Source organism: Mycobacterium sp. (assembly GCF_035506235.1).
Lineage (GTDB): Bacteria > Actinomycetota > Actinomycetes > Mycobacteriales > Mycobacteriaceae > Mycobacterium.
The window spans coordinates 1-22,505 of sequence record NZ_DATJPU010000294.1; the positions used below are offsets into that span (position 1 = coordinate 1).

Sequence of the window (22,505 nt, forward strand, 5' to 3'; positions counted from 1 at the left end):
CCGGCAAGGAACCTCTACAAGGCCATGCAGCGCAGCGCGGGCGCGGCGGCGATCGGGCCCGTGCTGCAAGGGCTGAATAAGCCGGTGAACGACCTGTCGTGCAGCATTCGTCGACGACATCGTTTACACCGTGGCGCTCACCGCGATCCAGGCACAGGAGACGCTCCTACCCGGCGTGAAATGAGCATGTCGCGTTCCGTCAGGGCGAAAAATGCCCCGTAGCTGTGTCAGTGGCTGGTGGTGGCTTGCGGTGCGCAGATCGCTTGCACGAACTGGGCGATGGCGTGTTCGGGTAGGCGCCGGGCGATGTCGGCCTCGCTGACAATGCCCACCAGCCGGTGATTGTCGACGACCGGCAGCCGGCGGATCTGATGCTCTTCCATCACGATAAGCATCTGTTCGATGCTGGCGTCGGCTCCGACTTGATACGCGCTGCCCTGGGCCAGTTCACCGGCGGTCATCACGTTCGGGTCCTTACCGGCGGCAAGGCATTTGATGACGATGTCGCGGTCGGTGATCATCCCGTGCAGGCGGTGGTCGTCTCCACAGATTGGCAGGGCGCCCACGCCCAGGTCGCGCATGTGCCTGGCCGCTGCGGACAGCGTCTCATGTTCGCCCACACACGTCGTTCCGGTGTGCATGATGTCTTTCGCGGTGGTCATCGTGTCCTCCGAATGTCGTGGGTGGCCGGGTTTCGACGCCCGGGCAAGCCAAAATCTAGAGACGGCGATCACCGGGTAGTAGGGTCATTGGGCCTTCGAGCCGACGACACTAGACCCACCCGAGATTCGGCGCAGGTTGGTAGTTGCTCGACGAGGAGCGAGCAGCCGGTGGCAGCGGAGGCTCATCGGGGCCGGCCAATCGTTGCATACTCCCGCCGCCGGCCTGCCGCACCACAGCTGATCACCGCGCGATGTCCGTGGCGGCGTGTGACGAATCAGCTGGCGCGCTTGGGACTTCCGGCCCTACCGGCCTACGCCCGCGCAGTGGTCGGATCGAACGATCGGTGTTAAAGCCACACCAGGAGCGTCATCATCATGAGCAAGCTGGCTGCATCGGCCGTGGTCGGTGGTCGCCGTTCCTCTGAGCTGTTCACCGGCTCCCCTGTGTGGGCCGGTCTACGCCCGTTTCTGAAATCCGGCTGATCACAGCCAGCTACGACAAGGGGATCCTGACTGTTCGGTTGCCGTCCCGAATGGGGCTGGACCGGCCGAAAAGCACATCGCCGTACAGGCCGCAGGCTAACCGGCCCACCTTGCAAATATTAAGGAGGTTAGGTCATGAAAACGGATCAACAATTGGAAAAGGACGTCCGCGACGAGCTGAGGTGGGAACCCAGCGTCACCTCCGCAGAGGTCGGCGTAACGGTCAGCCAGGGAGTGGTCACCCTCAACGGCACCGTGCCCACTTACGCTGAAAAGTCCGCCGCCGAGAAGGCGGCTCAGCGAGTGGCGGGCGTCAAGGCGGTCGCCGACGAGATCCGGGTGGAGCCCCACGCGGACCACCGGCGCAACGACCAGCAAATCGCCCAGGACGCAGTGCGAGCCGTGCAGTCGCACGTGTGGGTGCCGACTGGCATCCAAGTGACCGTGGACAACGGCTGGGTCACCCTGCGAGGCAAGGTGACGTGGGAGTACCAGCGCAAAGCGGCATACGACGCGGTGCGCTTCCTACCGGGAGTGGTTGGGGTGTCCAACGAGATCACCATCAAGGCAACTGTCCGCCCCAGCGGTGTCAAAGAGGCGATCGAGACTGCGCTCAAGCGCGACGCCGAAATTGACGCCGAAGGAATCACCGTCAGAGCTGACGACGGCAAGGTTACGCTCAGCGGAACCGTGCCCTCGTGGGCCGAACGCGACGAGGCCGGCTCGGCCGCATGGCGTGCCCCGGGCGTAACCGACGTGCAAAACGAGCTCGTTGTTTCGTACTGAACGTTATTTTCCCAACCCCGACGTCGGGCGGACGTCCGCGTGGCGTTCGCCCTTCGGGGCCGAACTCGACCAGGAGAAGTGTGAGATGGCAACTGTAAAGGCGACGTGGCAACCGTTCGAAAGGCATGGGCGACTCACCGAGCGAACTGACCTGCCGGACACGGTCTTTGCGTACCCAAAGCAACGCAAAGAACCGTTGACCGATGGCCGGCACGTACGCAACGCCATCGCGCGATTCGATCAAGTGACCGATGTCCCCGAAGCCGATCGCGCTCTGGCTTTCGCCAACATCGAGAAGGCGGCGCAGCACTACGGCGTGAACCTTTCCGAAACGGACTGGCACCAACTGGGGGTTGATCCGCAATCCAATCGTTCCGAGCGCGCGCAAAAAGGAGCGGAAACCCGCATGCGGACGGGAGAAGCAAAGGAGGCCGCGCTCAAGGGCGCGGCGACCCGGAAGCGGCTCGGCATCGCCAAGGAAGCCGCCAAGAAGGCTGCGGCTACCCGCCGCCGAGTGCGTGACGAGAAACCCTGAAGGCCCGCGAGCGTCATTCTTCGTCCGGAGGCTGTATGAACGGTCAGCGCAGTGTGCCGATCATATTGCGCGTCAGCGGATTTCCCGATGTCACGGTGCTGGCCATCGTCGGAAGCCACGGATGTGAGGTGAACCGAGCACTGCAACAGGTGCGGGCGGACATGTTGTCGTGCGGGATCACGGTGAACATCTTCGACAGCCTGCCGGGTGTGCCGCCGTATCGCGATCGTCAAACAGTCCGCACGCCAAGGCAAGTCGTCACGCTGCGAAATGCTGCCGATGATGCGGATGCGGTGTTGGTCGCGACGAACTACTACAACCGTCTACCGAGCATCGTGCACAACGCGATCGACTGGCTCACCCGAGGCCATCGGAGCGGGCTGTCAGACAAGCCGCTAGCCGTAATAGGACGCGCGGCCAAGTGCTACAGCGGCGTGTGGTCGCATTGTCCGACGGATGAAGCCGGACGCACGGGCCAGGCGCCGGTCATCGAATCGATCAGCGTGGCGACTCTGCATGACGTGGTCCGGATATTGGCCGAGGAGGTCGAGGCGCGGGCAACCGGCTCACTGACCTCTGGGGCCGGTACGGCCGGGTCCGGCCATCTCGGCAGCTAGTGTCACGGCTGATGCCGCGGCCACCACCGGAGCGTCAGCATCCCTACCGCCACGCCGAGCGCCCATCCCGCGGCAATGTCGGACGGGTAATGCACGCCGTTCACGACCCGGGCCACGCCGACGGCCGCCGCAAGCGCCCCGATCGGCGCCGCCAAGGCCGGCATTTCCAGCCCGACGCCGGTGGCGAACGCCGCTGCGGCGGCGGCGTGCCCGGACGGAAACGAACTGGTAACCGGCGTCCGGCCCGGGCGGCGGTCCGGCGGTACCTCGCCGGTCGGGCGCGGCCTGCGTACCAGGACCTTGGCGAGCACGTTGCTGGCCGTGCTCGCGACCAGCATGCCGGCTAGACCCCGCACGGCCGCCCGGTGGGCCCGTTCGTCCTTGGTGGCCGCCAGCGCCGCCGCGATGCCGATCCACAACGCGAAGAAATCGGCGGACCGGCTCAGCGCGGGCAGGAAGCGGTCCAGCAGCGGGGAGCTTTCGGCGGAAATGCGGGCCATAATGGCCTGATCGGCAGCATCGATCCTGTCGCGCACGGTATTGCTCACGGTGCTGGGCATTCGCGGCCTCCCGACTCGTTAGGGTCTCTGGACCCTATGGAGAGGATTTGCACATCGATACCGGCGTTCATCGCGGCGATCCGCCTTCACGCTCGCCTTGCTAGCTCGTGCTCGCGCGCAACTTCGGCCTCCTCGCGAAGGGCGACGCTCTCGCGCTCCTCGGCCGTGCGAATGGGAGGCTCGACCATCTCAGCGCTCCTATTCTCGGGGCAGTGAAGTGACTTCTGCGATAGGTACCTTCAACACATAGGCCCTTGAACGGCTCCGTTCTAGGGTCGATCGGCCTCAAACGACCTTCGCTGGGTTACTAGTTCTTGAGTCCAGACGTTGCTTGACACCGGAACTCCACGACGTCGCCGTCAATCTGGATAGGCCCGCGGCCTGGTCAGATAGGTCGCGAGGTTTTTCAACGACGATCGAAGGCCGTCGACGTGATCGCCAGCGGAGATGCCCTCCGGGACGTCATCAGCTCGGACATCGACCCGGGTGCTGCCGGTGCTCACCGCTGTAACCGTCCACGTCATGGTCATCGTTTCCGCGAACAAGGGGTCGTCGGATTGGAAGTCGACGGCCTGCACGACCCGATCGTCGGGTACGACCTCGACGAACCGAACGTCCACGACGTCCGAGTCGACGCCTGACTTGCCGCCTGACTCAGGCGCTTCGGCATAGGTCAATTTCATCCGGTAGGACCCTCCTGTGCGGGCGTCGAAGTATTCGAACTCCCCCGACATTCCGCGGGGCGGTAGCCACTCGACGAGCGCCTGCGGCTGTATCAGCGCGGCATACACCCGGCTCAGCGGAGCGTCGACCACCAACGACGCGGTATCCGTTCGTCCCATATCGCCTCTGTTCCCCGAAGTGGTCCTCCCCCTAACCAGCCGGATTTATCGCGCCCGCCTGGCTCCTAGACGTTGAACCGGAATTCGACCACGTCGCCGACCCTAGTCATCGTTGAAATTCATCGTTGAAATCGACCTCATCGCCGCGTATCGCGCCCACGGCCCTGAAGCACAGCGTGCTCGATGGAACTGCAACAACAACCGCAATCACAAGCGCGAGAGCCGGATCGAGCCAATAGAACCGTCCAGTCACCGCAATCACTGCACCGGCCACGGCAACAGCCCCAGCCGCCGCTGCATCGGCCAGCGTATCGAGCAGGACAGATCGCATATGGAGGTCCTCATCTGCAGCGGACGCGCCCAGCACCCACGCGCCGACCAACAGAACGGCCATCGTCACCGCGCTGACAATCAACACCGGCAGTCCGTGCACCTCGGGAACACCGCGAATCAGCCGCAGCACCGCCTCCACCGCGATCAGGCCCGCCACGACAAACAGCGCACCGCAGTTGATCAGCGCGACTAAGGGTGTCGCCAGCGAGCGCCGCGGATGGCTCGACGGTCCCGCACAGTCACGGCGATCAGACCAAGAACCAGCGCAACGGAGTCCGGAATTCGACCACGTCACGCCCGGCCATCAGCTGGCCTCCGCCGTCGCCCGATCCGTCGTCGACTTACGGCTCTCGAAGAGCAGCGGGTAAATCAGGCCGCCGATAAGCCCCCCGATCAGGGGCGCCAGCCAGAACACCCACAGTTGACCGGGTGCGCCGTCCCCATTGAAGAAGGCGACGCCCGTGGACCGGGCCGGATTGACCGAGCAGTTACTGATCGGGATGGCGACTAGGTTGATCAGCGTCAGCGCCAGACCGATGGCCAACGGCCCAAATCCGTGCGGGGCCCGGTCGTCGGTCGCGCCCAGTATCACGATGAGGAAGAACGCCGTGAGCAAGACCTCGGTAATGATCACCGCTGCAAGCGAGTAGTGGCCCGGCGAATGCTCACCGTATCCGTTCGCGGCCATATGCCCGGTGGATGAAAATCCGGGCTTCCCCTTCGCGATGACCAGCAGGGCCACGCCCGCGAGCAGGCCACCGACGACCTGGGAAATCCAGTACCCGGGAAGGTCCTTCCACGGCAGTCGGCCGCTCACCGCGGCGCCCAGAGTGATCGCGGGGTTGAAATGCCCACCAGAGATGTGGCCGACGGCGTAAGCCATAGTGACGACGGTGAGCCCGAAAGCCAATGCCACGCCGAGGAAGCCGATGCCCAATTGGTAGGTACCGCTGCCATCCTCGGCCTGGGCGATCTGTTTGGCCGCGAAAATGGCGCTGCCACAGCCACCGAATACCAACCAGAACGTGCCGAACAGCTCGGCAACCAATTTCGAAGTGAGCGACGACGATGTCATGTGCCGCCTCCTTGAGAGGAATGTGTCCGCGAAAATGCTAATCGACACTCAGGCACGCCATCAAACCGTCTACTGGCCGACCTACTTGCCTACTTCGCGGGTTTAGTTGTTGCTCCGTGCCGGAACTCCACCACGTCGCCGTCGGCCATGACGTAGTCCTTGCCCTCCATGCGGACCTTGCCGGCGGCCTTGGCCGCTGCCATCGACCCGGCGGCGATCAGGTCGTCGTACGACACGATCTCGGCCTTGATGAAGCCCTTCTCGAAGTCGGTGTGGATGACCCCGGCGGCCTTGGGCGCGGTATCGCCTTGATGAATTACCCACGCCCGCGCCTCTTTTGGGCCCGCCGTCAGGAAGGTCTGCAGCTTGAGCGTGTGAAACCCCGCCCGCGCCAGCGCGTCGAGGCCGCGCTCGGTCTGGCCGATCGACTCCAGCAACTCGGCGGCCGACTCGTCGTCGAGCTCGGCCAGCTCGGATTCGATGGCGGCGTCCAGGAACACCGCGTCGGCGGGCGCGACGAGCCGGCGCAGCTCGGCGACCCGCGCGGCGTCGGTGAGCACCGCCTCGTCGGCGTTGAAGACATACAGAAACGGCTTGGTGGTCAACAGGTTCAGCTCGCGCAGCAAGGAGACGTCGGCGCCCGCGGCGAACAGCGTCTTGCCGCCGTCCAGCACCGCCTGAGCGGCCACCGCCGCGTCATAGACGGGCCTGCGCTCTTTGCTGGTGCGCGCCTCTTTTTCCAGCCTCGGCAGCGCACGCTCGAGTGTTTGCAGGTCGGCCAGGATCAGCTCGGTTTCGACGACCTCGATGTCGGATTTGGGATCGACCTCGCCCGCCACATGGGTCACGTCGTCATCGGAGAACACCCGGACCACCTGGCAGATGGCGTCGCATTCGCGGATGTGGGCCAGGAACTTGTTGCCCAGCCCGGCCCCCTCGGACGCACCCTTGACCAGGCCGGCGATGTCGACGAACGTGACCGGCGCCGGCACGACGCGCTCGGAACCAAACAGCTCCGCCAGCTTGTCCAGCCGCGGGTCCGGCAGCGAAACCACACCCTCGTTGGGCTCGATCGTCGCGAACGGATAGTTGGCCGCCACCACGTTGTTCCTGGTCAGCGCGTTGAACAGCGTCGACTTGCCGACGTTCGGCAGGCCCACGATTCCCAGGCTCAGGCTCACGGGGATCCAAGTCTAGGGCGCGGCGGCGCGGGCCGTTCAGGCGTGTGCGACGCATGGCGCGCCAGCGGTCGCTAACAAGGTCTTTACCGGCGTTTCGGCTCATTCCCGGTACGGTCTACATGTGTCAGCACAGCGGGCAAGATCGGCGGTCGAGGCCAACCACCGCTCGATCCACCCCGATATCCCGGGCGTGCCGTGGTGGGCGGCCGTGGTCATCGCCGTCACCGCGACCGCCATCGGTTATGCGATCGACGCCGGTCACAAGGACCTCACGCACGTCTTCGCCGGCTTCTATATAGCCGGCTGCGTGGCCGCGGTGCTGGCCGTGCGCCAGGACGGCCTGTTCACCGCGATCATTCAGCCACCGCTGATTCTTTTCTGCGCGGTGCCGGGTGCCTACTGGATGTTCCATGGACGCAAAATCGGCAACCTGAAGGACCTCCTGATCAACTGCGGCTATCCGCTCATCGAGCGTTTCCCGCTGATGCTGGGCACCGCCGGCGCCGTCCTCCTGATCGGCCTTGCGCGGTGGTATTTCGGCAAGTCGCAGCCGGCAGCCGCCGACTCCAACGGCGACGCCGCGTCGACGCGTGCGTTCAGCTCCTTCGTCGGAGCCATTGGCGCGAAACTGAATTCGCTTCTCGGCCTCAGCGCTCGCGACGAGGATGCGGAGGAAGCGGCGCCCACCGGCCCGAAGCGAACCCGCGAGGCCGGCCGTCCGCCGAAAGCCGCTTCGAGGACCGGCCGATCGACGCGCGGTGGTCGGTCTGCTCGTCCCAGCCGGACTCACTCCCGGCATGCCCGGCCCCCGCTGGACGACGAACGCGATCCTGCGGCCGAGCGGCCGCGGCGCCGCCGTCAGGCGCCGCCCCGCGACTTCGACCCCGCCGACCCGCCGCCCCGGCCGCGCCGCCGCGCCCGGCCGGAAGCGGATCCCGGCGTTCGCCAGCCGCCGCGCGAAACCCGCCGCGAGCCGCGCACCCGCCGCAACCCCTACGAGCGGCCGGCTTCTCGCGGCGGCCGTCTCGACGGGTATGACCCCTACGAGCCACCCGGTGCGCCCGACCGCTTCGATCGCTACGAGCCACGGCGCCGTCGCGCCGCCCCAAGCGGGAACGGCTCCGACACGACACACCACCCGATCTCACGGGTGCGCTACCGCGACTCGGGCCCGGCCGACGAGCCCAGCCCCGAGCGGCGCAGGCGCACGCCACGCAGCTTCCCGGCGGAGTCCTGGGAGTTCGAAGGCTAGCGAGGCGACCTGATCTCGCGGGGCAGCGCGAACACCAGGGTTTCCTGGGCCGTCGTCACCGGCTGCACCACGTCGAAGCCGCATTCGGCCAGCCGCTCCAGCACACCGCGCACCAGCACCTCGGGGACGGAGGCGCCGGAGGTGACGCCCACCGTCGCGATGCCCTCCAACCACGCCGGGTCGATGTCGTCGGCCCAGTCGACCAGGTAGGCGGCGCCCGCGCCGCCGCCCAGCGCCACCTCGACCAGCCGCACCGAATTCGACGAGTTGCGCGAACCGACGACGATGACCAGCTCGCACTCGGGCGCCATCGCCTTGACCGCGACCTGCCGGTTCTGGGTCGCGTAGCAAATGTCGTCGCTGGGCGGGTCCTGCAGATTCGGGAAACGCTGCCGCAACCGCTCGACGATCTCCATCGTCTCGTCCACCGAGAGCGTGGTCTGCGACAACCAGACCACCTTGTTCTCGTCGCGGACGGTCACGTCGTCCGCCGCGCCGACGCCGTCGACCAGCTGCACGTGCTCGGGCGCCTCCCCCGCGGTCCCGATGACCTCCTCGTGGCCCTCGTGGCCGATCAGCAGGATGTCGTAGTCGTCCCGGGCGAATCGCCTGGCCTCGTTGTGCACCTTGGTCACCAAGGGGCAGGTGGCGTCGATGGTCTGCAGGTTGCGTTCGGCCGCGGCCGCGTAGACGGTCGGCGCGACGCCGTGGGCGGAAAACACCACGATGGCCCCCTCGGGGACCTCGTCGGTCTCCTGAACGAAGACGGCCCCGGCCTTTTCCAGGGTGTCGACCACGTGCCGGTTGTGCACGATCTCGTGGCGCACGTAAACGGGGGCGCCGTGCTTTTCCAGGGCGCGCTCCACCGTCTCGACGGCCCGGTCCACGCCGGCGCAGTAGCCACGCGGCTCCGCCAGGAGCACCCTTTTACGGATTGGGTTGTTGGCTACCGAGCCGGCTGCACCGGGAATTCCCATGTCAACAGTCGGCGGCATGGCATTCAGGGTACCGGCCCGCGGCGGGCTTGGAGTTGGCCGCCGGTTAAGGCAGGCTTGGACTCATGGCTACTGCACCGTACGGAGTTCGGCTACTGGTCGGCGCGGCGACAGTCGCCGTTGAGGAGACGATGAAGCTGCCGAAGACGATCCTGATGTACCCGATGACGTTGGCCAGCACCGCCGCGCACATGGTGATGCGCTTTCAGCAGAACCTGGCCGAGCTGGTCATCAAAGGTGACAGCACCCTGGAATCGATCTTTCCGCCCAAGGACGAGAAGCCGGAGTGGGCGACCTTCGACGAGGACCTGCCCGAGGACGCGGTCGAGGGCGCCCCTGCCACCCTCCCGGAGGCCGGCGAGGTCGAGCGCAGGGCCGAGGGCCGATTCGCGCTGTACTCGGTGGCCGACGCGCACGAGGACGCCAGCGCGCTGGTCAAACCCGCCAAGCGGTCGAAGACTCCCGCCGCCAAGACGGCTGTGCCGGAACCGGAGGTGGCGGTCGAACTCGACTATCCGACCCTGACGCTCGCCCAACTGCGGGCCCGGCTGCAATCGCTGAGCGTCGACGAACTCGAAGCGTTGCTGACCTACGAGCAGGCCACCAAGGCCCGCGCACCGTTCCAGACGCTGCTCGCCAACAGGATCACCCGCGCGAACGCGAAGTGACCCGAGCGGCTGATTTCGAACCCAACTCCGCGGAGAACCCCTTTCCAGTGCGCGCGGTGGCGATCCGGGTCGCGGGCTGGATCGACAGGCTGGGCACCGTCTGGGTCGAGGGTCAGCTGGCCCAGATCACGATGCGGCCCGACGCCAAGACCGTGTTCATGGTGCTGCGGGACCCGGCCGCCGACATGTCGCTGACCGTGACGTGTTCGCGCGACCTGGTCACCAACGCGCCGGTGAAACTCGCCGAAGGCACCCAGGTGGTGGTCTGCGGCAAGCCCTCGTTCTACACCGGGAGGGGCACATTCTCGTTGCGGCTCAGCGAAATCCGGGCGGTCGGCGTCGGCGAGCTGCTGGCGCGCATCGACCGGCTGCGCCGACTGCTGGATGCCGAGGGGTTGTTCGACCCGCGGCTCAAGCGGCCAATCCCCTTCCTGCCCAACATGATCGGGCTGATCACCGGCCGGGCGAGCGCCGCCGAGCACGACGTGACGACGGTGGCGGGCGCGCGCTGGCCGGCCGTGCGTTTCGCGGTGCGCAACACCGCTGTCCAGGGGCCGAACGCCGTGGCGCAGATCGTCGAAGCGCTGTCCGAACTCGATCGCCACCACGAGGTCGACGTGATCGTGGTGGCCCGAGGCGGCGGTAGTGTCGAGGACCTGCTGCCGTTTTCCGACGAGACCCTGTGCCGCGCGATCGCGGCGTGCCGCACGCCCATCATCAGTGCGGTGGGGCACGAACCCGACAACCCGCTGTGCGATCTGGTCGCCGACCTGCGCGCCGCCACGCCCACCGACGCGGCCAAAAAGGTGGTGCCCGACACCGCCGCCGAGCAGCGGCTGATCGATGACCTGCGCCGGCGCAGCGCGCAGGCGCTGCGCAGTTGGGTGTCCCGCGAGCAGCGCGCGCTGGCCCAGCTGCGCAGCCGGCCGGTGCTGGCCGAGCCGCTGGCGGCGTGCGCGGCCCGGGCCGACGAGATCCGCCGCGCGCGCTCGGCGGTGCGCCGCGACATCAGGCGGCTGGTCACCGCGGAGACCGAGCGCGTCGGCCACCTCAGCGCGCGGCTGGCCACCCTGGGCCCGGCCGCCACCCTGGCCCGCGGCTACGCGGTGGTGCAGGCGGTCCCCGACGCCGGACCTCCCGTGGTGCTGCGGTCGGTCGGCGACGCGCGCGCGGGCACCCGGCTGCGGGTCCGGGTGGCCGACGGCGCCGTGGCGGCCGTGAGCGAGGGACTGACCGATGGCCACTCCTAAGGAGCAGTCGATGCAGTCGATTACGCCCATTAGTCAGCTTGGCTACGAAGCCTGCCGGGACGAGCTGATCGAAGTGGTACGGGTCCTGGAGCAGGGCGGGTTGGACCTCGATGCGTCGCTGAAGCTGTGGGAAAGGGGCGAGCAACTCGCAAAACGATGCGAAGAGCACTTAGCTGGCGCCCGCAAGCGGATCGAGGACGCGCTCGCGGCGGGCCAGTCGGAAGAGGGCTGACGGCCGCCCGATCGCGGAACCGCTGCCGAGGCTTTGGAACAGGTTTCAGTTTTTCTCGGCTATGCTTCGCGAACTATGGGTGATGCATCACTGACAACCGAACTGGGCCGCGTCCTCGTCACCGGCGGCTCGGGGTTCGTCGGCGCCAACCTGGTGACCACCTTGCTCGACCGCGGATACCGGGTGCGTTCCTTCGACCGCGCGCCCTCACCGCTGCCCGAGCACACCCAACTGGAGGTGCTGCAGGGCGACATCACCGACGCGGGCGTTTGCGCCGCGGCGGTGGACGGCATCGACACGGTGTTCCACACCGCCGCGATCATCGAACTGATGGGCGGCGCGTCGGTGACCGACGAATACCGCCAGCGCAGCTTCGCCGTCAACGTCGGCGGCACCGAGAACCTGGTGCACGCGGGGCAGGCGGCCGGGGTGAAACGATTCGTCTACACCTCGTCCAACAGCGTGGTGATGGGCGGGCAGAACATCGCCGGCGGTGACGAGACACTGCCCTACACCAACAGGTTCAACGACCTGTACACCGAGACCAAGGTGGTCGCCGAGCGATTCGTGCTGTCCCAGAACGGTGTTGGTGACATGCTGAAGTGCGCGATCCGGCCCAGCGGCATCTGGGGCCGCGGCGATCAGACGATGTTCCGCAAGCTGTTCGAAAGCGTGATCGCCGGCCATGTCAAGGTGCTGATCGGCCGCAAGTCGGCCCGGCTCGACAACTCCTACGTGCACAACCTGATTCACGGCTTCATCCTGGCCGCCCAGCATCTGGTGCCCGGCGGGACCGCGCCCGGCCAGGCGTACTTCATCAACGACGACGACCCCATCAACATGTTCGAGTTCGCTCGGCCGGTGATCGAGGCCTGCGGTGAGAACTGGCCGCGGGTGCGGGTCAACGGGCCGCTCGTTCGCGCGGCCATGACCGGTTGGCAGCGCATGCATTTCCGGTTCGGGATACCGGCCCCGCTGCTCGAGCCGCTGGCCGTCGAGCGACTGTATCTGGACAACTACTTCTCGATCGACAAGGCGCGGCGCGACCTCGGCTACGAGCCGCTGTTCACCACCGACAAGGCGATGTCGGAATGCCTGCCCTACTACGTGGACATGTTCCGGCAGATGAAAAGCCAAGCGCAGGAGGCCAAGCGGGCGGGGTAGCACCGCGGCGTCGGTAGTCACATCAGCCACGCCGGCACCGTGAGCCGGCCATTAGGCGATTCCCATTTGCGGTATCACCGGCGATACCGCAAATGGAACTCACCTATCGGTCGGTAGCGCAGCAGCACAGGTCCGCCGGACGCGCCCTACCGGAAGCTCACCATCTCGCTGCCCCAGGCGGCGCGGATGTGCGCGTCGACATCGCCGGCGACGGTGTCGCTCTTGTCGATGAGCAAGCAGGCGCGGCCGGTTTCCTGGTAGGGCGTCCAATCCGGCTCGCCGGCCGGGCCCGCGGGCTTCCCGTGGCCGGCGAAGTTGGTCCACCTGGTGCGCACCCTTCTCGAGACCGCCTTGGCGGTTCGGGCGCCGCCGAGCTTCAGCGTAGGGTCGTTGGGCGCCCCGAGATTGCCCCACACATAAGGCAATTCGGTGGCGTGGGCGGCGTTGACCAGCAACAGCTTGAGCATCGGAGTCGCGTAGTCGAACCGGTACAGATACACCGTCGCGACCCTGCGGTGCCCCTCGGCCAGCCACACCGTCGGCATCCGGAACCCGACGTCGGTCGCGATGCTCAAAGACCTTGCCCGCCGCCCCAACCGCGAATACGCCGACACGATATCCTCTTCGGTGGGCAATTGCAGGTCGGGCTGTTCGGCGGCGATCTGGGTGAACATCGACGTGATCGCGCGCGGGGTGATCGGCATCAGCGGCGAGCGCATCAGCCGGAACAGCGCCGCCTCATGCCTGTTGGTGCCGATGATCAACGGAACCCGGTGGGTGCGAGCCCGCTGCGCCACCTTGACCGGGTAGTCGTGCAGCAGCTCGCCGTCGACGATCGGGACGAACGCGAGCGTGCCCGGGTTGCGGACGGGCACCTCGTCGAACACCTCCTGCGACGCGGCCAGGATCGCCGCGATCGGGGCGTCGGGCAACCGGTCCACGTCGGCCGGGGCGATGCCCAGCTTGTCGAGAAAGCTCAGGGCGACGCGCCGGGCCCGGTCGCGGTCGTATACCGATGTGGCCGGCGAGCTTTGGGCGATCGCGCCGACGAACAGGCCCTCGGCGGCCGGGGTCGCCAGCAGCGTCGTGACGATCCCCGCGCCGGCGGATTCGCCGAACAGCGTGACCCTTTCGGGATCGCCGCCGAACGCGGCGATGTTGTCGCGCACCCAGCGCAGCGCCGCCAGGACGTCATGCAGCCCGATGTTCGAGTCGAAACGGCGCCGCGCGGTGTTGAAGGACGACAGGTCGAGAAAGCCCAGCGCCCCCAGCCGATAGTTCACCGTCACCACGATGACGTCACCGCCGGTAGCCAGCCGGCGGCCGTCGTAGAGGGGCTGGCTGGCAGATCCCAGGACATACGCGCCGCCGTGTAGCCACACCATAACCGGCTTCGCGGCACCGGGCTCGGTGCCGGACGGGGCCCAGATGTTCAGGCTCAGGCAGTCCTCGCCCTGCGACGCACCGAGATCCAGGGGCATGTTCGGAAAGACCGGTTGCGGGCAGGCCGGCCCGAAGGCTGTGGCATCGGCGATCTCCGTCCACGGCTCCGGGGGCTGCGGCGCCCGGAACCGCAGGTCGCCGGCGGGCGGTGCGGCGTACCGGATTCCCTTCCAAATCCGCACGTCGCCTTCGGCGGCGCCCCGGACCGGGCCGTGGGTGGTTTCGACCACGCGAGTGTCGGTCGCCATACGGGCCGGACTTTCCTAACTAAGCCGCTCGGCGAGGAATTGGACCACCCGTTTGCGGGCCTCGTAAGCGGGTTGACCGTCGACTTCGCGGACCTCGTCGGTCAGGACCGAGTGCGCCCCCTTGGCGAAGCCGCCTTGGTTGCCGGGGCTCGAGTCGATCTCGATGACCTCGAACGCGTCGCCGAGCCGCTCCTCGAGCGCCGCGAACCGTTCCCGCGGCACGACGTTGTCCTCGCTGAACCGCAGCCCCATCGCGCACAGGCCGTCGTTGCCGCAGCGATCGGCGACGGTGGCGAGTTCGGACTCGCTGAGCCCCGGATCGGCGCGTCGGGCACGGCCCAACGGCAGCGGCACCGACGGCTGGGAAAGCACCGGGGCCAGCACGCTGTCGTCGACGGCGGCGGCCAGCGCGAAACCACCGGTGAAGCACTGACCGATGACGCCGACGCCCTTGCCCGGCGTCGACGCGTTGAGGTCACGGGCCAGCGCGCGCAGGAACAACGCCACCGGCCGTTGCTTGTTGGTGGCGAAGGCCGCGAATTCCCTTGCGACGCAGGCCCGCGCGATCGAACTGAGTATGTAGCCACCCGTCTTCGGCTTGCCCGGCTCACCGAACAGCGAGGGCATGGCGACGGTGAAGCCGTTGTCCACCAGGTGGTTCCCCAGGCCCAGCACACCGGGATGGATGCCGGGGATCTCGGGGATCAGCACCACCCCGGGGCCGGTGCCCTTGCGGTAGACGTCGTGGGTGTGGCCGCCGCCGGTGAACGGCGCCCCAGACCATCCGGACAAATCTGCCTCGGGTGCAGTCACGTGCCTTCCCTTCAGTGCGCGGGTAGGGGCGGCTGCGATTGCGTCGCCGCCGCCAGCGTACGGAATTGCTCGGCGCTCCCGGCGCCGGTGATCGCGACCTGGGCGGCGCCGGCCGGGCCGGTAAGCCTGGTGGTCCATACCGGCTCGGCGTCGGCGTCGCTCTGGCCGGCGCCGCGGTAGACGACCCAGGTGGTGCCGTCGACTTCGGCCGTTCCGGTCGGATACGCCGACGCATGGATCGAGCCGACGAGCCTGTCCTCGTCGGCGTTGCTTTGGGTGAGGCCCAGATACAGTCCCGTCGGGCTGATGTAGCCGACGGTCGACGTGGCCGCGTTCAGTCGCTGACCCCCAGAAGGGTCAGAGGGGTCTTTCCGCCCGCCCTCGATATAGCCGCGGCCGCCGGAGTTGGGGTGCCAACCGGCGGGTAATCGGGGCAGCCGGATGGGGAACGCCAGCGTCTGCGCATCGCCCCGCAGGGCCGTCGCCGCGTCGTAGGCCGGGATCACCCCTTTATTCGTCCCGACAGGCTCGAAGGAACACATTCCCACCAGGCCGGCCAGCAGGATGCACCCGATCACCAGCGGGATGAGCGACCAGAACATGTCGCGACCGTCCTGCAACAGCCGGGGCTTGGCCGGTCTTGGAAAAGGTCCCAGTGCCGGTGCCGGCTCGCCTACCTCGGCGTTCGGCTGCGGCTGTTCGGTCATTTGCCAAGTATCCCAGTTCCCGCGGACCGATCCGCTTCTGGGACAATCTCCAACCATGACAGCTGAGGGCGACCGTTCGGCCGCCGCGACCGGCCGGGGCCCGTCGCAGGCACGGCCGCGCGGCGAAGCGCCGGACCGCAACCTGGCCCTGGAACTGGTACGCGTCACCGAGGCCGGTGCCATGGCCGCGGGCCGCTGGGTGGGCCGCGGCGACAAGGAGGGCGGCGACGGGGCGGCCGTCGACGCCATGCGCGAACTGGTCAACACGGTGTCGATGCGCGGCGTGGTGGTCATCGGCGAGGGCGAGAAGGACAAGGCGCCGATGCTCTACAACGGCGAGGAGGTCGGCAACGGCGACGGCGCGGAGTGCGACTTCGCCGTCGACCCGATCGACGGCACCACGCTGATGAGCAAGGGCATGCCCAACGCGATCTCGGTGCTGGCGGTGGCCGACCGGGGCGCGATGTTCGACCCGTCGGCGGTCTTCTACATGAACAAGATCGCCGTCGGGCCCGAGGCCGCGCATGTGCTCGACATCACCGCGCCGATCTCCGAGAACATCAAGGCCGTGGCCAAGGTGAAGAACCTGTCGGTGCGCGACATGACGGTGTGCATCCTGGACCGGCCCCGGCACGCGCAGCTGATCGAGGACGTCCGGACCACCGGGGCCCGGATCCGGCTGATCACTGACGGCGACGTCGCCGGGGCGATCTCGGCGTGCCGTTACCTGTCGGGCACCGACATGCTGGCCGGGATCGGCGGCACCCCGGAGGGCATCATCGCCGCCGCCGCGATCCGGTGCATGGGCGGCGCCATCCAGGCGCAGCTGGCGCCCAAGGACGACGAGGAACGCCAGAAGGCCATCGACGCCGGCCACGACGTCGACCGGGTGCTGACCACCGAGGACCTGGTGTCGGGCGAGAACGTGTTCTTCTGCGCCACCGGGGTCACCAACGGCGACCTGCTCAAGGGCGTGCAGTACTACCCGGGCGGCTGCACCACCCAGTCGATCGTGATGCGGTCGAAGTCGGGCACCGTCCGGATGATCGAGGCCTACCATCGGCTGTCCAAGCTCAACGAATACTCTGCGATCGACTTCACCGGCGACAGCTCTGCCGCCTATCCCCTGCCCTGAACCCGACACCAAACGAGGACTGCCACCTATGGCCGATAGCGCCGCCGATACCGAGTACCGCATCGAGCACGACACGATGGGCGAGGTGCGGGTGCCCGCGAAAGCGTTGTGGCGCGCGCAAACCCAGCGCGCGGTCGAGAACTTCCCGATCTCGGGCCGGGGCCTGGAGCGCGCCCAGATCCGCGCGCTGGGCCTGCTCAAGGGCGCCTGCGCGCAGGTGAACAAGGACCTGGGGCTGCTGGCGCCGGAGAAGGCGGACGCGATCATCGCCGCGGCGGCCGAGATCGCCGACGGCCGACACGACGACCAGTTCCCCATCGACGTCTTCCAAACCGGTTCGGGGACAAGCTCGAACATGAACACCAACGAGGTGATCGCGTCCATCGCGGCGGCCAACGGGGTGACGGTGCACCCCAACGACGACGTCAACATGTCGCAGTCGTCCAACGACACCTTCCCGACCGCCACCCACATCGCGGCCACCGAGGCCGCGGTGCGTCACCTCATCCCGGCGCTCGAGGTGCTGCACGACGCCCTGGCGAGCAAGGCCCGCGAGTGGCGCACCGTGGTCAAGTCGGGCCGCACCCATTTGATGGACGCCGTCCCGGTGACGCTCGGGCAGGAATTCAGCGGGTACGCCCGCCAGATCGAGGCCGGGATCGAGCGGGTCCGCGCGACGCTGCCGCGGCTGGGCGAGCTGGCCATCGGCGGCACGGCGGTGGGCACCGGGCTCAACGCTCCCGACGGGTTCGGCGCCAGGGTGGTCGAGACGCTGGTCGCCTCCACCGGTTTGGGCGAATTGCGCCCGGCGGCAAACTCTTTCGAGGCCCAGGCCGCCCGCGACGGGCTGGTCGAGGCCTCGGGCGCGTTGCGCACCATCGCGGTGTCGTTGACCAAGATCGCCAACGACGTCCGCTGGATGGGGTCGGGCCCGCTGACCGGCCTGGCCGAGATCCAGCTGCCGGACCTGCAGCCGGGCAGCTCGATCATGCCGGGCAAGGTGAATCCCGTTCTGCCGGAAGCGGTCACGCAGGTCGCCGCGCAGGTGGTCGGCAACGACGCCGCGATCGCCTGGGGCGGCGCCAACGGTGCGTTCGAACTCAACGTCTACATCCCGATGATGGCCCGCAACATCCTGGAGTCCTTCAAGCTGCTGACCAACGTCTCAAGGCTGTTCGCAGAGCGCTGCATCACCGGGCTGAAGGCCAATGTCGAGCACCTGCGCGAGCTCGCCGAATCGTCGCCGTCGATCGTGACCCCGTTGAACTCGGCGATCGGCTACGAGGAGGCCGCCGCGGTGGCCAAGCAGGCGCTCAAGGAACGCAAGACGATTCGCCAGACCGTGATCGACCGCGGCCTGATCGGTGACAAGCTGTCGATCGAAGAACTGGACCGCCGCCTCGACGTCTTGGCGATGGCGAAGGTGAAGCCGGAAGAGGCTGACCGATGACGGCTCCCCCCGGCGGCCCCTACGGCCAGGATCCCTATGGGGCGAATCCCTATGGGCAGGGCCCCTATTGGGATGGCCCGCCGCAAGGCGGCGGCTACCCGCAGGGCGGCCCGCCGCCGGGTGGCTACCCGTACCCGCCGCCCGGCGGCCCGTACGGCAACCCCCAGGAGGCCGGGAATCCCTATGCGGCGGGCCCGTACCCGCCCCAGCAATTCCCCCCACCCGGCCAGCCCGGCTGGCCGGGCGGGCCGTACCCGCCCGGGCCGCCGCCGACCGGCCCGCGCTCCAAGGCGCCGTGGTTGATCGTCGCCGGCCTCGCGGTGCTGGCGGTCATCGTGGTGGTGGTGCTCGTGGTGGTCGGGCTCAACAGCGCAAACAAGCCGAACAAGGCTGCGCCCCCGGCGACCCCCTCGTCGACCGGCGCCCCCTCGTCGCAACCGAACAGTTCCCAGCAGACGGCGACGGGCTGCACGCCCAACGTCTCCGGCGGTGACAAGCCCGGCGACACGATCAGCGCGGGCAAGCTGTCGTTCCCGATCAGCGCGACGCCGGGGTGGCAAGGCTTTTCGGACGACCAGACTCCCAACCTGATCGGCGCCGTCGGCGTCGGGGCGGAGGTGCCCGGAGCCAGCCAGTGGATGATGCAGGCGGAAGTCGGCATTACCAACTTCGTGCCCAGCATGGACGTCGCCGCGCAGGCGTCCAAGTTGATGAACTGCGTGGCCAACGGCCCCGGCTACGCCAATGCAACGCCCACCCTGGGACCGATGAAGACGTCGTCGATCACGGTCGACGGGGTCAAGGCCGCACGGGTGGACGCCGATGTCACGATCGCCGACACGGCACGCAACGTGAAGGGCGACTCGCTCGTCATCATCGCGGTCGACACCAAGCCGGTCACCATGTTTTTGGGTGCGACGCCCATCGGCGACGCCGGTTCGGCGGGCATCATCAACGGGGTCATCGGGGCTCTGAAGGTGCGGAAGTAGCCGGCGCCGAAACGTGGGTGGCCTCGGAGCGCCCGCGCAACACGGTGGAATAGCATTCGGCCCAGTGCGCCCGCTCGGCATCATCGGCGCGGTCGACGGCCGCCGCCGAACACAGGATCCGCCGGTCGGCGGTCTTGGCGAGGTCGGCCAGCCGCGCGGCCTCGTTGACCGCGTCACCGATTACCGTGTATTCGTACCGGTTTTCGGCACCGACGTTGCCGGCGAAGACGCGGCCCGCCGAGACGCCGATGCCGAAATCGACCACCGGTAACCGCCGCAGCTGGGTGCCCAGCGCGCGCGCCGTCGCCAGCGCCGCCGACGCGGGTTCGTCCGTCCGCAGCGGTGCCCCGAAGACCGCCAGCGCGGCGTCGCCGGCGAATTTGTTGATCAGCCCGTGGTGTTGGTCGACGGCGTCGACGACGATCCGGAAGAAGTCGTTGAGCACCTCGGCAACCTCTTGCGGCGGGCGGCTTTCCGCGAGTTGCGTCGAGCCGACCAGGTCGATGAACAGCACGGCCGCGTCGACCACGTCCCCCGACAGCGAGGCGCCCTCCTGGATGGCGCGCTGCGCGACGTCGGTTCCGACGTGGCGCCCGAACAGGTCCCGCAACCGGTCCCGCTCGGCGAGCCCGGTGATCATCCGGTTGAAACCCGTTTGCAGGCGCCCGATTTGGGAACGCTCGTACGCCCCCACGTGGGTCCCGATGTGGCCGTGTTCGACCTCTGCCATCGCGTCGACGACCTCGCCGAGGGGATCCGCAATGGATCTCGAGGTCAGGATCATCGTCGGCAGACCGAGGACCAGCGCCGCCATCGCTACCACCAGGATCGGCACGTCCAGCGCGGCGGACTTCTCGATCAGCCAGCCGTAGGAGCGCAGCACGACCAGGGTCGCGATCACCCCGATCGGAAGCGCGCTGCACAGAAACCACAGCAGCACCAGCCGCGCGAACACGCCCGGTACCGCCAGCCGGGGCTCGGCCCCCAGCGTGGCGGCGCCCATGATGGGACGCAGGGTGCGTTGCGCGAGCAGCATCCCCGTCCCGGCGGCGGCCGGTCCGCCCAGCAGCACGCCCAGCCCGGTGGGCAGCAGGATCTGGGCCCCGCCGGCCAGATTCAGCAGCGCGAAGATCGCCCCGGACGCCGCCCAGGCCAGCGCCAGGATCGCCGACTGGCGGCCGGGCATCTTCATCGCGGCTTCCCGCTGCTCGGCGGTCGGCTGGTCCCCGGCGACATACCAGCGCAGCGTGGGGGCCAGGTTGAGCGCCCCGGCCACCGCGACGGCCGTGACGCCGAGCACGACGAGGACCACCACCAGCACGGTGTTCTTTTCCGCGAAGTCCGCGTTGGCCGCGACGGACGTGTGCCCCCGCAGCGGGATCAAGATCGCGGCCGCGTCGACGAAGGCCAAAATGTAGGCCAGCGCCAGGGCGGCCGCATACTCAATCGTCAACCTGCGCGCGGACTTTCGCCGCCCCGCGGATGGGGCCCGCAACCGGCCAGGCTTGATCACCCTACAAAGGTAGCCGTGGGTGCGCCCAACCTCTTCTAGGCGCCGTTATTCGGGCCGCCCGAGTTCTGGCCCGGGATGTCGGTGATCGGGAAGTTGGGCATCGGCTTGGGCGACGACGTGTCGGGCAAGGTGGGGATCTCGCTGGCCGGTATGTCGTGCAGCTGGTTGGCGGGCGGCCCGTTCTCGCGGCCGCCGTAGGTGCTGCCGGGCGCCCGCGGCCCCAACAGATCGCTGACCGTCACCAGGCGGTAGCCGTTGGCCTTGAGCACCGGGATGAACTGGTACACCAGGTCGACGGTGCTCGAGTAGGTGTCGTGGAACAGCACCACCGAGCCGGGCTTGATGTACGTCATCAGCATGTAGCGGGTGGCGGCCGTGTTGGAGTCGTTGATCCAGTCGAAAGGGATGACGTCCCAGAGTATTTCGGCCAGCCCGAACTTGCCCGCGGTCTGGCGCACGAGGTCGTTGGACAGCCCGCCGGCGGGACGCCACAGCGACGGGGCCCGCCCGGTGGCGGCGGCGATGGCGTCGTTGGTCTTCGAGAACTGGCCGGCGATGTCCTCGGGCGGGATCGTGGTCATGTTGGGGTGTTCCCAGGTGTGGTTGCCGAACTCCATCCCGGCGTCGGCGACGCGCTTGGCGCCCGCCGGGTTGGCGGCGACCTTGTTGCCGATCAAGAAGAACGTGGCCTTGGCGTCGGCGTCCTTCAGGACTTGCAGCAGCCGGTCGGTGTAGGGGCCCGGCCCATCGTCGAATGTCAGCGCGACGCACTTGACCACCGAGCAGCTGAGGTTGTCGGCGCGCGTCACGTGCCCGGTCAGGCCGCCGATCACCAGCACCGCGGCGGCCGCGACGACGCCCACAACGGTCCGCCAGTATCGCCAGGTTTGGCTGTCGGGTCGTTTCGGCACGTGAGAAGCCTACCGAAACGCCGCCTCAGTGCGGCCCGGCGATCTCCTCGAGCATGTCGGTGACCAGCGCGGCGATCGGTGACCGCTCGCTGCGCAGCAGCGTGATGTGGGCGAACAGCGGGTGCCCCTTGAGCTTCTCGATCACCGCCGCGACGCCGTCGTGGCGCCCGACCCGCAGGTTGTCGCGCTGGGCGATGTCGTGGGTCAGCACCACCCGCGACCCGGTCCCCAACCTCGACAGCACGGTCAGCAGCACGTTGCGCTCCAGCGACTGCGCCTCGTCGACGATGACGAACGAGTCGTGCAGCGACCGGCCGCGGATGTGGGTCAGCGGCAGCACCTCGAGCATGCCCCGGGACAGCACCTCCTCGAGCACCGCCGGGCTGGCCAGCCCCTCCAGGGTGTCGAAGACCGCCTGCGCCCACGGGCCCATCTTTTCGCTCTCGCTGCCGGGCAGGTAGCCCAGCTCCTGGCCGCCGACGGCATACAGCGGGCGGAACACCACCACCTTGCGCTGGGTGCGCCGTTCGAGCACCGCCTCGAGACCCGCGCACAGCGCCAGCGCCGACTTGCCGGTGCCGGCCTTGCCGCCCAGCGACACGATGCCCACCGACTCGTCCAGCAGCAGGTCGAGCGCCACGCGCTGTTCGGCGGAACGGCC

General features: G+C 68.0%; 24 protein-coding genes and 1 pseudogene. 12 read left to right on the forward strand and 13 right to left on the reverse strand.

Translation table 11 applies throughout. The annotated features are described in order from the left end of the window. Nucleotides 1-184, forward strand: a pseudogene (locus VMD50_RS27610) (phosphate acyltransferase); the annotation flags it as partial. Between the two features lie 43 nt (nt 185-227). On the opposite strand, the gene VMD50_RS27615 reads toward VMD50_RS27610, so the two are convergent. Then, nucleotides 228-662, reverse strand: coding sequence for a CBS domain-containing protein (locus tag VMD50_RS27615; protein WP_325432783.1), 435 nt, complete (start codon nt 660-662; stop codon nt 228-230). Nucleotides 663-1,280: 618 nt separating this feature from the next. Here VMD50_RS27615 and VMD50_RS27620 point away from each other — a divergent pair. The 3 genes from VMD50_RS27620 to VMD50_RS27630 all read left to right on the forward strand — a co-directional run bounded on the left by VMD50_RS27620 (nt 1,281) and on the right by VMD50_RS27630 (nt 3,083). Further along, nucleotides 1,281-1,931 (forward strand): BON domain-containing protein, encoded by a 651-nt coding sequence (locus VMD50_RS27620; protein WP_325432785.1) that lies wholly within the window; start codon nt 1,281-1,283, stop codon nt 1,929-1,931. 85 nt (nt 1,932-2,016) lie between these two features. Continuing rightward, nucleotides 2,017-2,466, forward strand: coding sequence for a DUF6582 domain-containing protein (locus tag VMD50_RS27625; RefSeq protein WP_325432787.1), 450 nt, complete (start codon nt 2,017-2,019; stop codon nt 2,464-2,466). Between the two features lie 35 nt (nt 2,467-2,501). Continuing rightward, nucleotides 2,502-3,083 (forward strand): NADPH-dependent FMN reductase, encoded by a 582-nt coding sequence (locus VMD50_RS27630; protein ID WP_325432789.1) that lies wholly within the window; start codon nt 2,502-2,504, stop codon nt 3,081-3,083. 2 nt (nt 3,084-3,085) lie between these two features. Here the strand turns inward: VMD50_RS27630 and VMD50_RS27635 are convergent, their stop codons facing one another. From VMD50_RS27635 to ychF, 5 genes are all read right to left on the reverse strand, one after another. After that, nucleotides 3,086-3,643, reverse strand: coding sequence for a phosphatase PAP2 family protein (locus VMD50_RS27635; protein WP_325432791.1), 558 nt, complete (start codon nt 3,641-3,643; stop codon nt 3,086-3,088). Between the two features lie 359 nt (nt 3,644-4,002). Continuing rightward, entirely contained in the window at nt 4,003-4,485 is a 483-nt protein-coding gene (locus tag VMD50_RS27640) for an SRPBCC domain-containing protein (protein WP_325432793.1), read from the reverse strand. 106 nt (nt 4,486-4,591) lie between these two features. After that, the gene (locus tag VMD50_RS27645) at nt 4,592-5,113 is read right to left on the reverse strand and encodes a cation efflux transmembrane domain-containing protein (RefSeq protein ID WP_325432795.1); all 522 of its coding nucleotides are present in this window, start codon (nt 5,111-5,113) and stop codon (nt 4,592-4,594) included. 9 nt (nt 5,114-5,122) lie between these two features. Further along, complete coding sequence (gene aqpZ / locus VMD50_RS27650) at nt 5,123-5,893, reverse strand: aquaporin Z (RefSeq protein ID WP_325432797.1); 771 nt, start codon at nt 5,891-5,893, stop codon at nt 5,123-5,125. 89 nt (nt 5,894-5,982) lie between these two features. Beyond that, a complete protein-coding gene (gene ychF, locus VMD50_RS27655) occupies nt 5,983-7,074 on the reverse strand; it encodes a redox-regulated ATPase YchF (protein ID WP_325432799.1) in 1,092 nt (363 codons plus the stop codon). Nucleotides 7,075-7,195: 121 nt separating this feature from the next. Between ychF and VMD50_RS27660 the strand changes: the two genes are divergently transcribed. After that, the gene (locus tag VMD50_RS27660; RefSeq protein ID WP_325432801.1) at nt 7,196-8,326 is read left to right on the forward strand and encodes a DUF6542 domain-containing protein; all 1,131 of its coding nucleotides are present in this window, start codon (nt 7,196-7,198) and stop codon (nt 8,324-8,326) included. Here VMD50_RS27660 and VMD50_RS27665 read toward each other — a convergent pair. Then, nucleotides 8,323-9,321: a 4-hydroxy-3-methylbut-2-enyl diphosphate reductase gene (locus tag VMD50_RS27665; RefSeq protein WP_325432803.1), complete on the reverse strand. Its 999-nt coding sequence runs from the start codon at nt 9,319-9,321 to the stop codon at nt 8,323-8,325. The genes VMD50_RS27660 and VMD50_RS27665 overlap by 4 nt on opposite strands. A gap of 65 nt (nt 9,322-9,386) precedes the next feature. Between VMD50_RS27665 and VMD50_RS27670 the strand changes: the two genes are divergently transcribed. The 4 genes from VMD50_RS27670 (at nt 9,387) to VMD50_RS27685 (ending at nt 12,635) form a co-directional block, all read left to right on the forward strand. Beyond that, nucleotides 9,387-9,989 carry a lipid droplet-associated protein gene (locus VMD50_RS27670; protein WP_325432805.1) on the forward strand — a complete coding sequence of 201 codons (603 nt, stop codon included), beginning with the start codon at nt 9,387-9,389 and terminating at the stop codon, nt 9,987-9,989. After that, entirely contained in the window at nt 9,986-11,239 is a 1,254-nt protein-coding gene (xseA, locus tag VMD50_RS27675) for an exodeoxyribonuclease VII large subunit (protein ID WP_325432807.1), read from the forward strand. Before VMD50_RS27670 ends, xseA begins: the two co-directional genes overlap by 4 nt. Then, nucleotides 11,226-11,471, forward strand: coding sequence for an exodeoxyribonuclease VII small subunit (locus VMD50_RS27680; RefSeq protein ID WP_325432809.1), 246 nt, complete (start codon nt 11,226-11,228; stop codon nt 11,469-11,471). Before xseA ends, VMD50_RS27680 begins: the two co-directional genes overlap by 14 nt. A gap of 75 nt (nt 11,472-11,546) precedes the next feature. Next, a complete protein-coding gene (locus tag VMD50_RS27685) occupies nt 11,547-12,635 on the forward strand; it encodes a 3-beta-hydroxysteroid dehydrogenase (protein WP_325432811.1) in 1,089 nt (362 codons plus the stop codon). A gap of 146 nt (nt 12,636-12,781) precedes the next feature. Here VMD50_RS27685 and VMD50_RS27690 read toward each other — a convergent pair whose 3' ends face one another. Genes VMD50_RS27690 through VMD50_RS27700 form a run of 3 tightly spaced genes read right to left on the reverse strand, consistent with a single transcriptional unit; the run spans nt 12,782 to nt 15,846 of the window. Then, nucleotides 12,782-14,326: a carboxylesterase/lipase family protein gene (locus VMD50_RS27690; RefSeq protein WP_325432813.1), complete on the reverse strand. Its 1,545-nt coding sequence runs from the start codon at nt 14,324-14,326 to the stop codon at nt 12,782-12,784. 15 nt (nt 14,327-14,341) lie between these two features. Continuing rightward, nucleotides 14,342-15,139 carry a dienelactone hydrolase family protein gene (locus VMD50_RS27695; RefSeq protein ID WP_325432815.1) on the reverse strand — a complete coding sequence of 266 codons (798 nt, stop codon included), beginning with the start codon at nt 15,137-15,139 and terminating at the stop codon, nt 14,342-14,344. An 11-nt stretch (nt 15,140-15,150) separates the two neighbouring features. Then, entirely contained in the window at nt 15,151-15,846 is a 696-nt protein-coding gene (locus VMD50_RS27700; RefSeq protein ID WP_325432818.1) for a DUF4245 domain-containing protein, read from the reverse strand. 55 nt (nt 15,847-15,901) lie between these two features. On the opposite strand from VMD50_RS27700, the gene glpX reads away from it, so the two are divergent. The 3 genes from glpX to VMD50_RS27715 are packed head-to-tail and all read left to right on the forward strand — an operon-like array spanning nt 15,902 to nt 19,420. Then, entirely contained in the window at nt 15,902-16,981 is a 1,080-nt protein-coding gene (glpX, locus tag VMD50_RS27705) for a class II fructose-bisphosphatase (RefSeq protein WP_325432820.1), read from the forward strand. 28 nt (nt 16,982-17,009) lie between these two features. After that, nucleotides 17,010-18,431, forward strand: a complete 1,422-nt coding sequence (locus tag VMD50_RS27710; RefSeq protein ID WP_325432822.1) for a class II fumarate hydratase — start codon at nt 17,010-17,012, stop codon at nt 18,429-18,431. Further along, nucleotides 18,428-19,420, forward strand: a complete 993-nt coding sequence (locus VMD50_RS27715) for a hypothetical protein (RefSeq protein WP_325432824.1) — start codon at nt 18,428-18,430, stop codon at nt 19,418-19,420. The genes VMD50_RS27710 and VMD50_RS27715 overlap by 4 nt, the downstream gene beginning before the upstream one ends. Here the strand turns inward: VMD50_RS27715 and VMD50_RS27720 are convergent. The 3 genes from VMD50_RS27720 to VMD50_RS27730 form a co-directional block, all read right to left on the reverse strand. Then, on the reverse strand, nt 19,392-20,849 hold the full coding sequence (locus VMD50_RS27720) for an adenylate/guanylate cyclase domain-containing protein (RefSeq protein ID WP_325432830.1): 1,458 nt from the start codon (nt 20,847-20,849) through the stop codon (nt 19,392-19,394). The genes VMD50_RS27715 and VMD50_RS27720 overlap by 29 nt on opposite strands. Before the next feature lie 119 nt (nt 20,850-20,968). Beyond that, nucleotides 20,969-21,844: a polysaccharide deacetylase family protein gene (locus tag VMD50_RS27725; protein WP_325432826.1), complete on the reverse strand. Its 876-nt coding sequence runs from the start codon at nt 21,842-21,844 to the stop codon at nt 20,969-20,971. Between the two features lie 25 nt (nt 21,845-21,869). Next, nucleotides 21,870-22,505: PhoH family protein (locus VMD50_RS27730; RefSeq protein WP_325432828.1), on the reverse strand; the 636-nt coding region annotated here is incomplete at its 5' end.

Excerpts from the sequence above, each read along its gene's own strand:
- VMD50_RS27615 (WP_325432783.1), bottom strand. The coding sequence starts at position 662 with ATGACCACCGCGAAAGACATCATGCACACCGGAACGACGTGTGTGGGC.
- VMD50_RS27625 (WP_325432787.1), top strand. The coding sequence starts at position 2,017 with ATGGCAACTGTAAAGGCGACGTGGCAACCGTTCGAAAGGCATGGGCGA.
- VMD50_RS27670 (WP_325432805.1), top strand. The coding sequence starts at position 9,387 with ATGGCTACTGCACCGTACGGAGTTCGGCTACTGGTCGGCGCGGCGACA.
- VMD50_RS27640 (WP_325432793.1), bottom strand. The coding sequence starts at position 4,485 with ATGGGACGAACGGATACCGCGTCGTTGGTGGTCGACGCTCCGCTGAGC.
- VMD50_RS27635 (WP_325432791.1), bottom strand. The coding sequence starts at position 3,643 with ATGCCCAGCACCGTGAGCAATACCGTGCGCGACAGGATCGATGCTGCC.
- VMD50_RS27685 (WP_325432811.1), top strand. The coding sequence starts at position 11,547 with ATGGGTGATGCATCACTGACAACCGAACTGGGCCGCGTCCTCGTCACC.
- aqpZ (WP_325432797.1), bottom strand. The coding sequence starts at position 5,893 with ATGACATCGTCGTCGCTCACTTCGAAATTGGTTGCCGAGCTGTTCGGC.
- VMD50_RS27690 (WP_325432813.1), bottom strand. The coding sequence starts at position 14,326 with ATGGCGACCGACACTCGCGTGGTCGAAACCACCCACGGCCCGGTCCGG.
- VMD50_RS27710 (WP_325432822.1), top strand. The coding sequence starts at position 17,010 with ATGGCCGATAGCGCCGCCGATACCGAGTACCGCATCGAGCACGACACG.
- VMD50_RS27715 (WP_325432824.1), top strand. The coding sequence starts at position 18,428 with ATGACGGCTCCCCCCGGCGGCCCCTACGGCCAGGATCCCTATGGGGCG.
- VMD50_RS27620 (WP_325432785.1), top strand. The coding sequence starts at position 1,281 with ATGAAAACGGATCAACAATTGGAAAAGGACGTCCGCGACGAGCTGAGG.
- VMD50_RS27680 (WP_325432809.1), top strand. The coding sequence starts at position 11,226 with ATGGCCACTCCTAAGGAGCAGTCGATGCAGTCGATTACGCCCATTAGT.
- VMD50_RS27700 (WP_325432818.1), bottom strand. The coding sequence starts at position 15,846 with ATGACCGAACAGCCGCAGCCGAACGCCGAGGTAGGCGAGCCGGCACCG.
- glpX (WP_325432820.1), top strand. The coding sequence starts at position 15,902 with ATGACAGCTGAGGGCGACCGTTCGGCCGCCGCGACCGGCCGGGGCCCG.
- VMD50_RS27630 (WP_325432789.1), top strand. The coding sequence starts at position 2,502 with ATGAACGGTCAGCGCAGTGTGCCGATCATATTGCGCGTCAGCGGATTT.
- VMD50_RS27665 (WP_325432803.1), bottom strand. The coding sequence starts at position 9,321 with ATGCCGCCGACTGTTGACATGGGAATTCCCGGTGCAGCCGGCTCGGTA.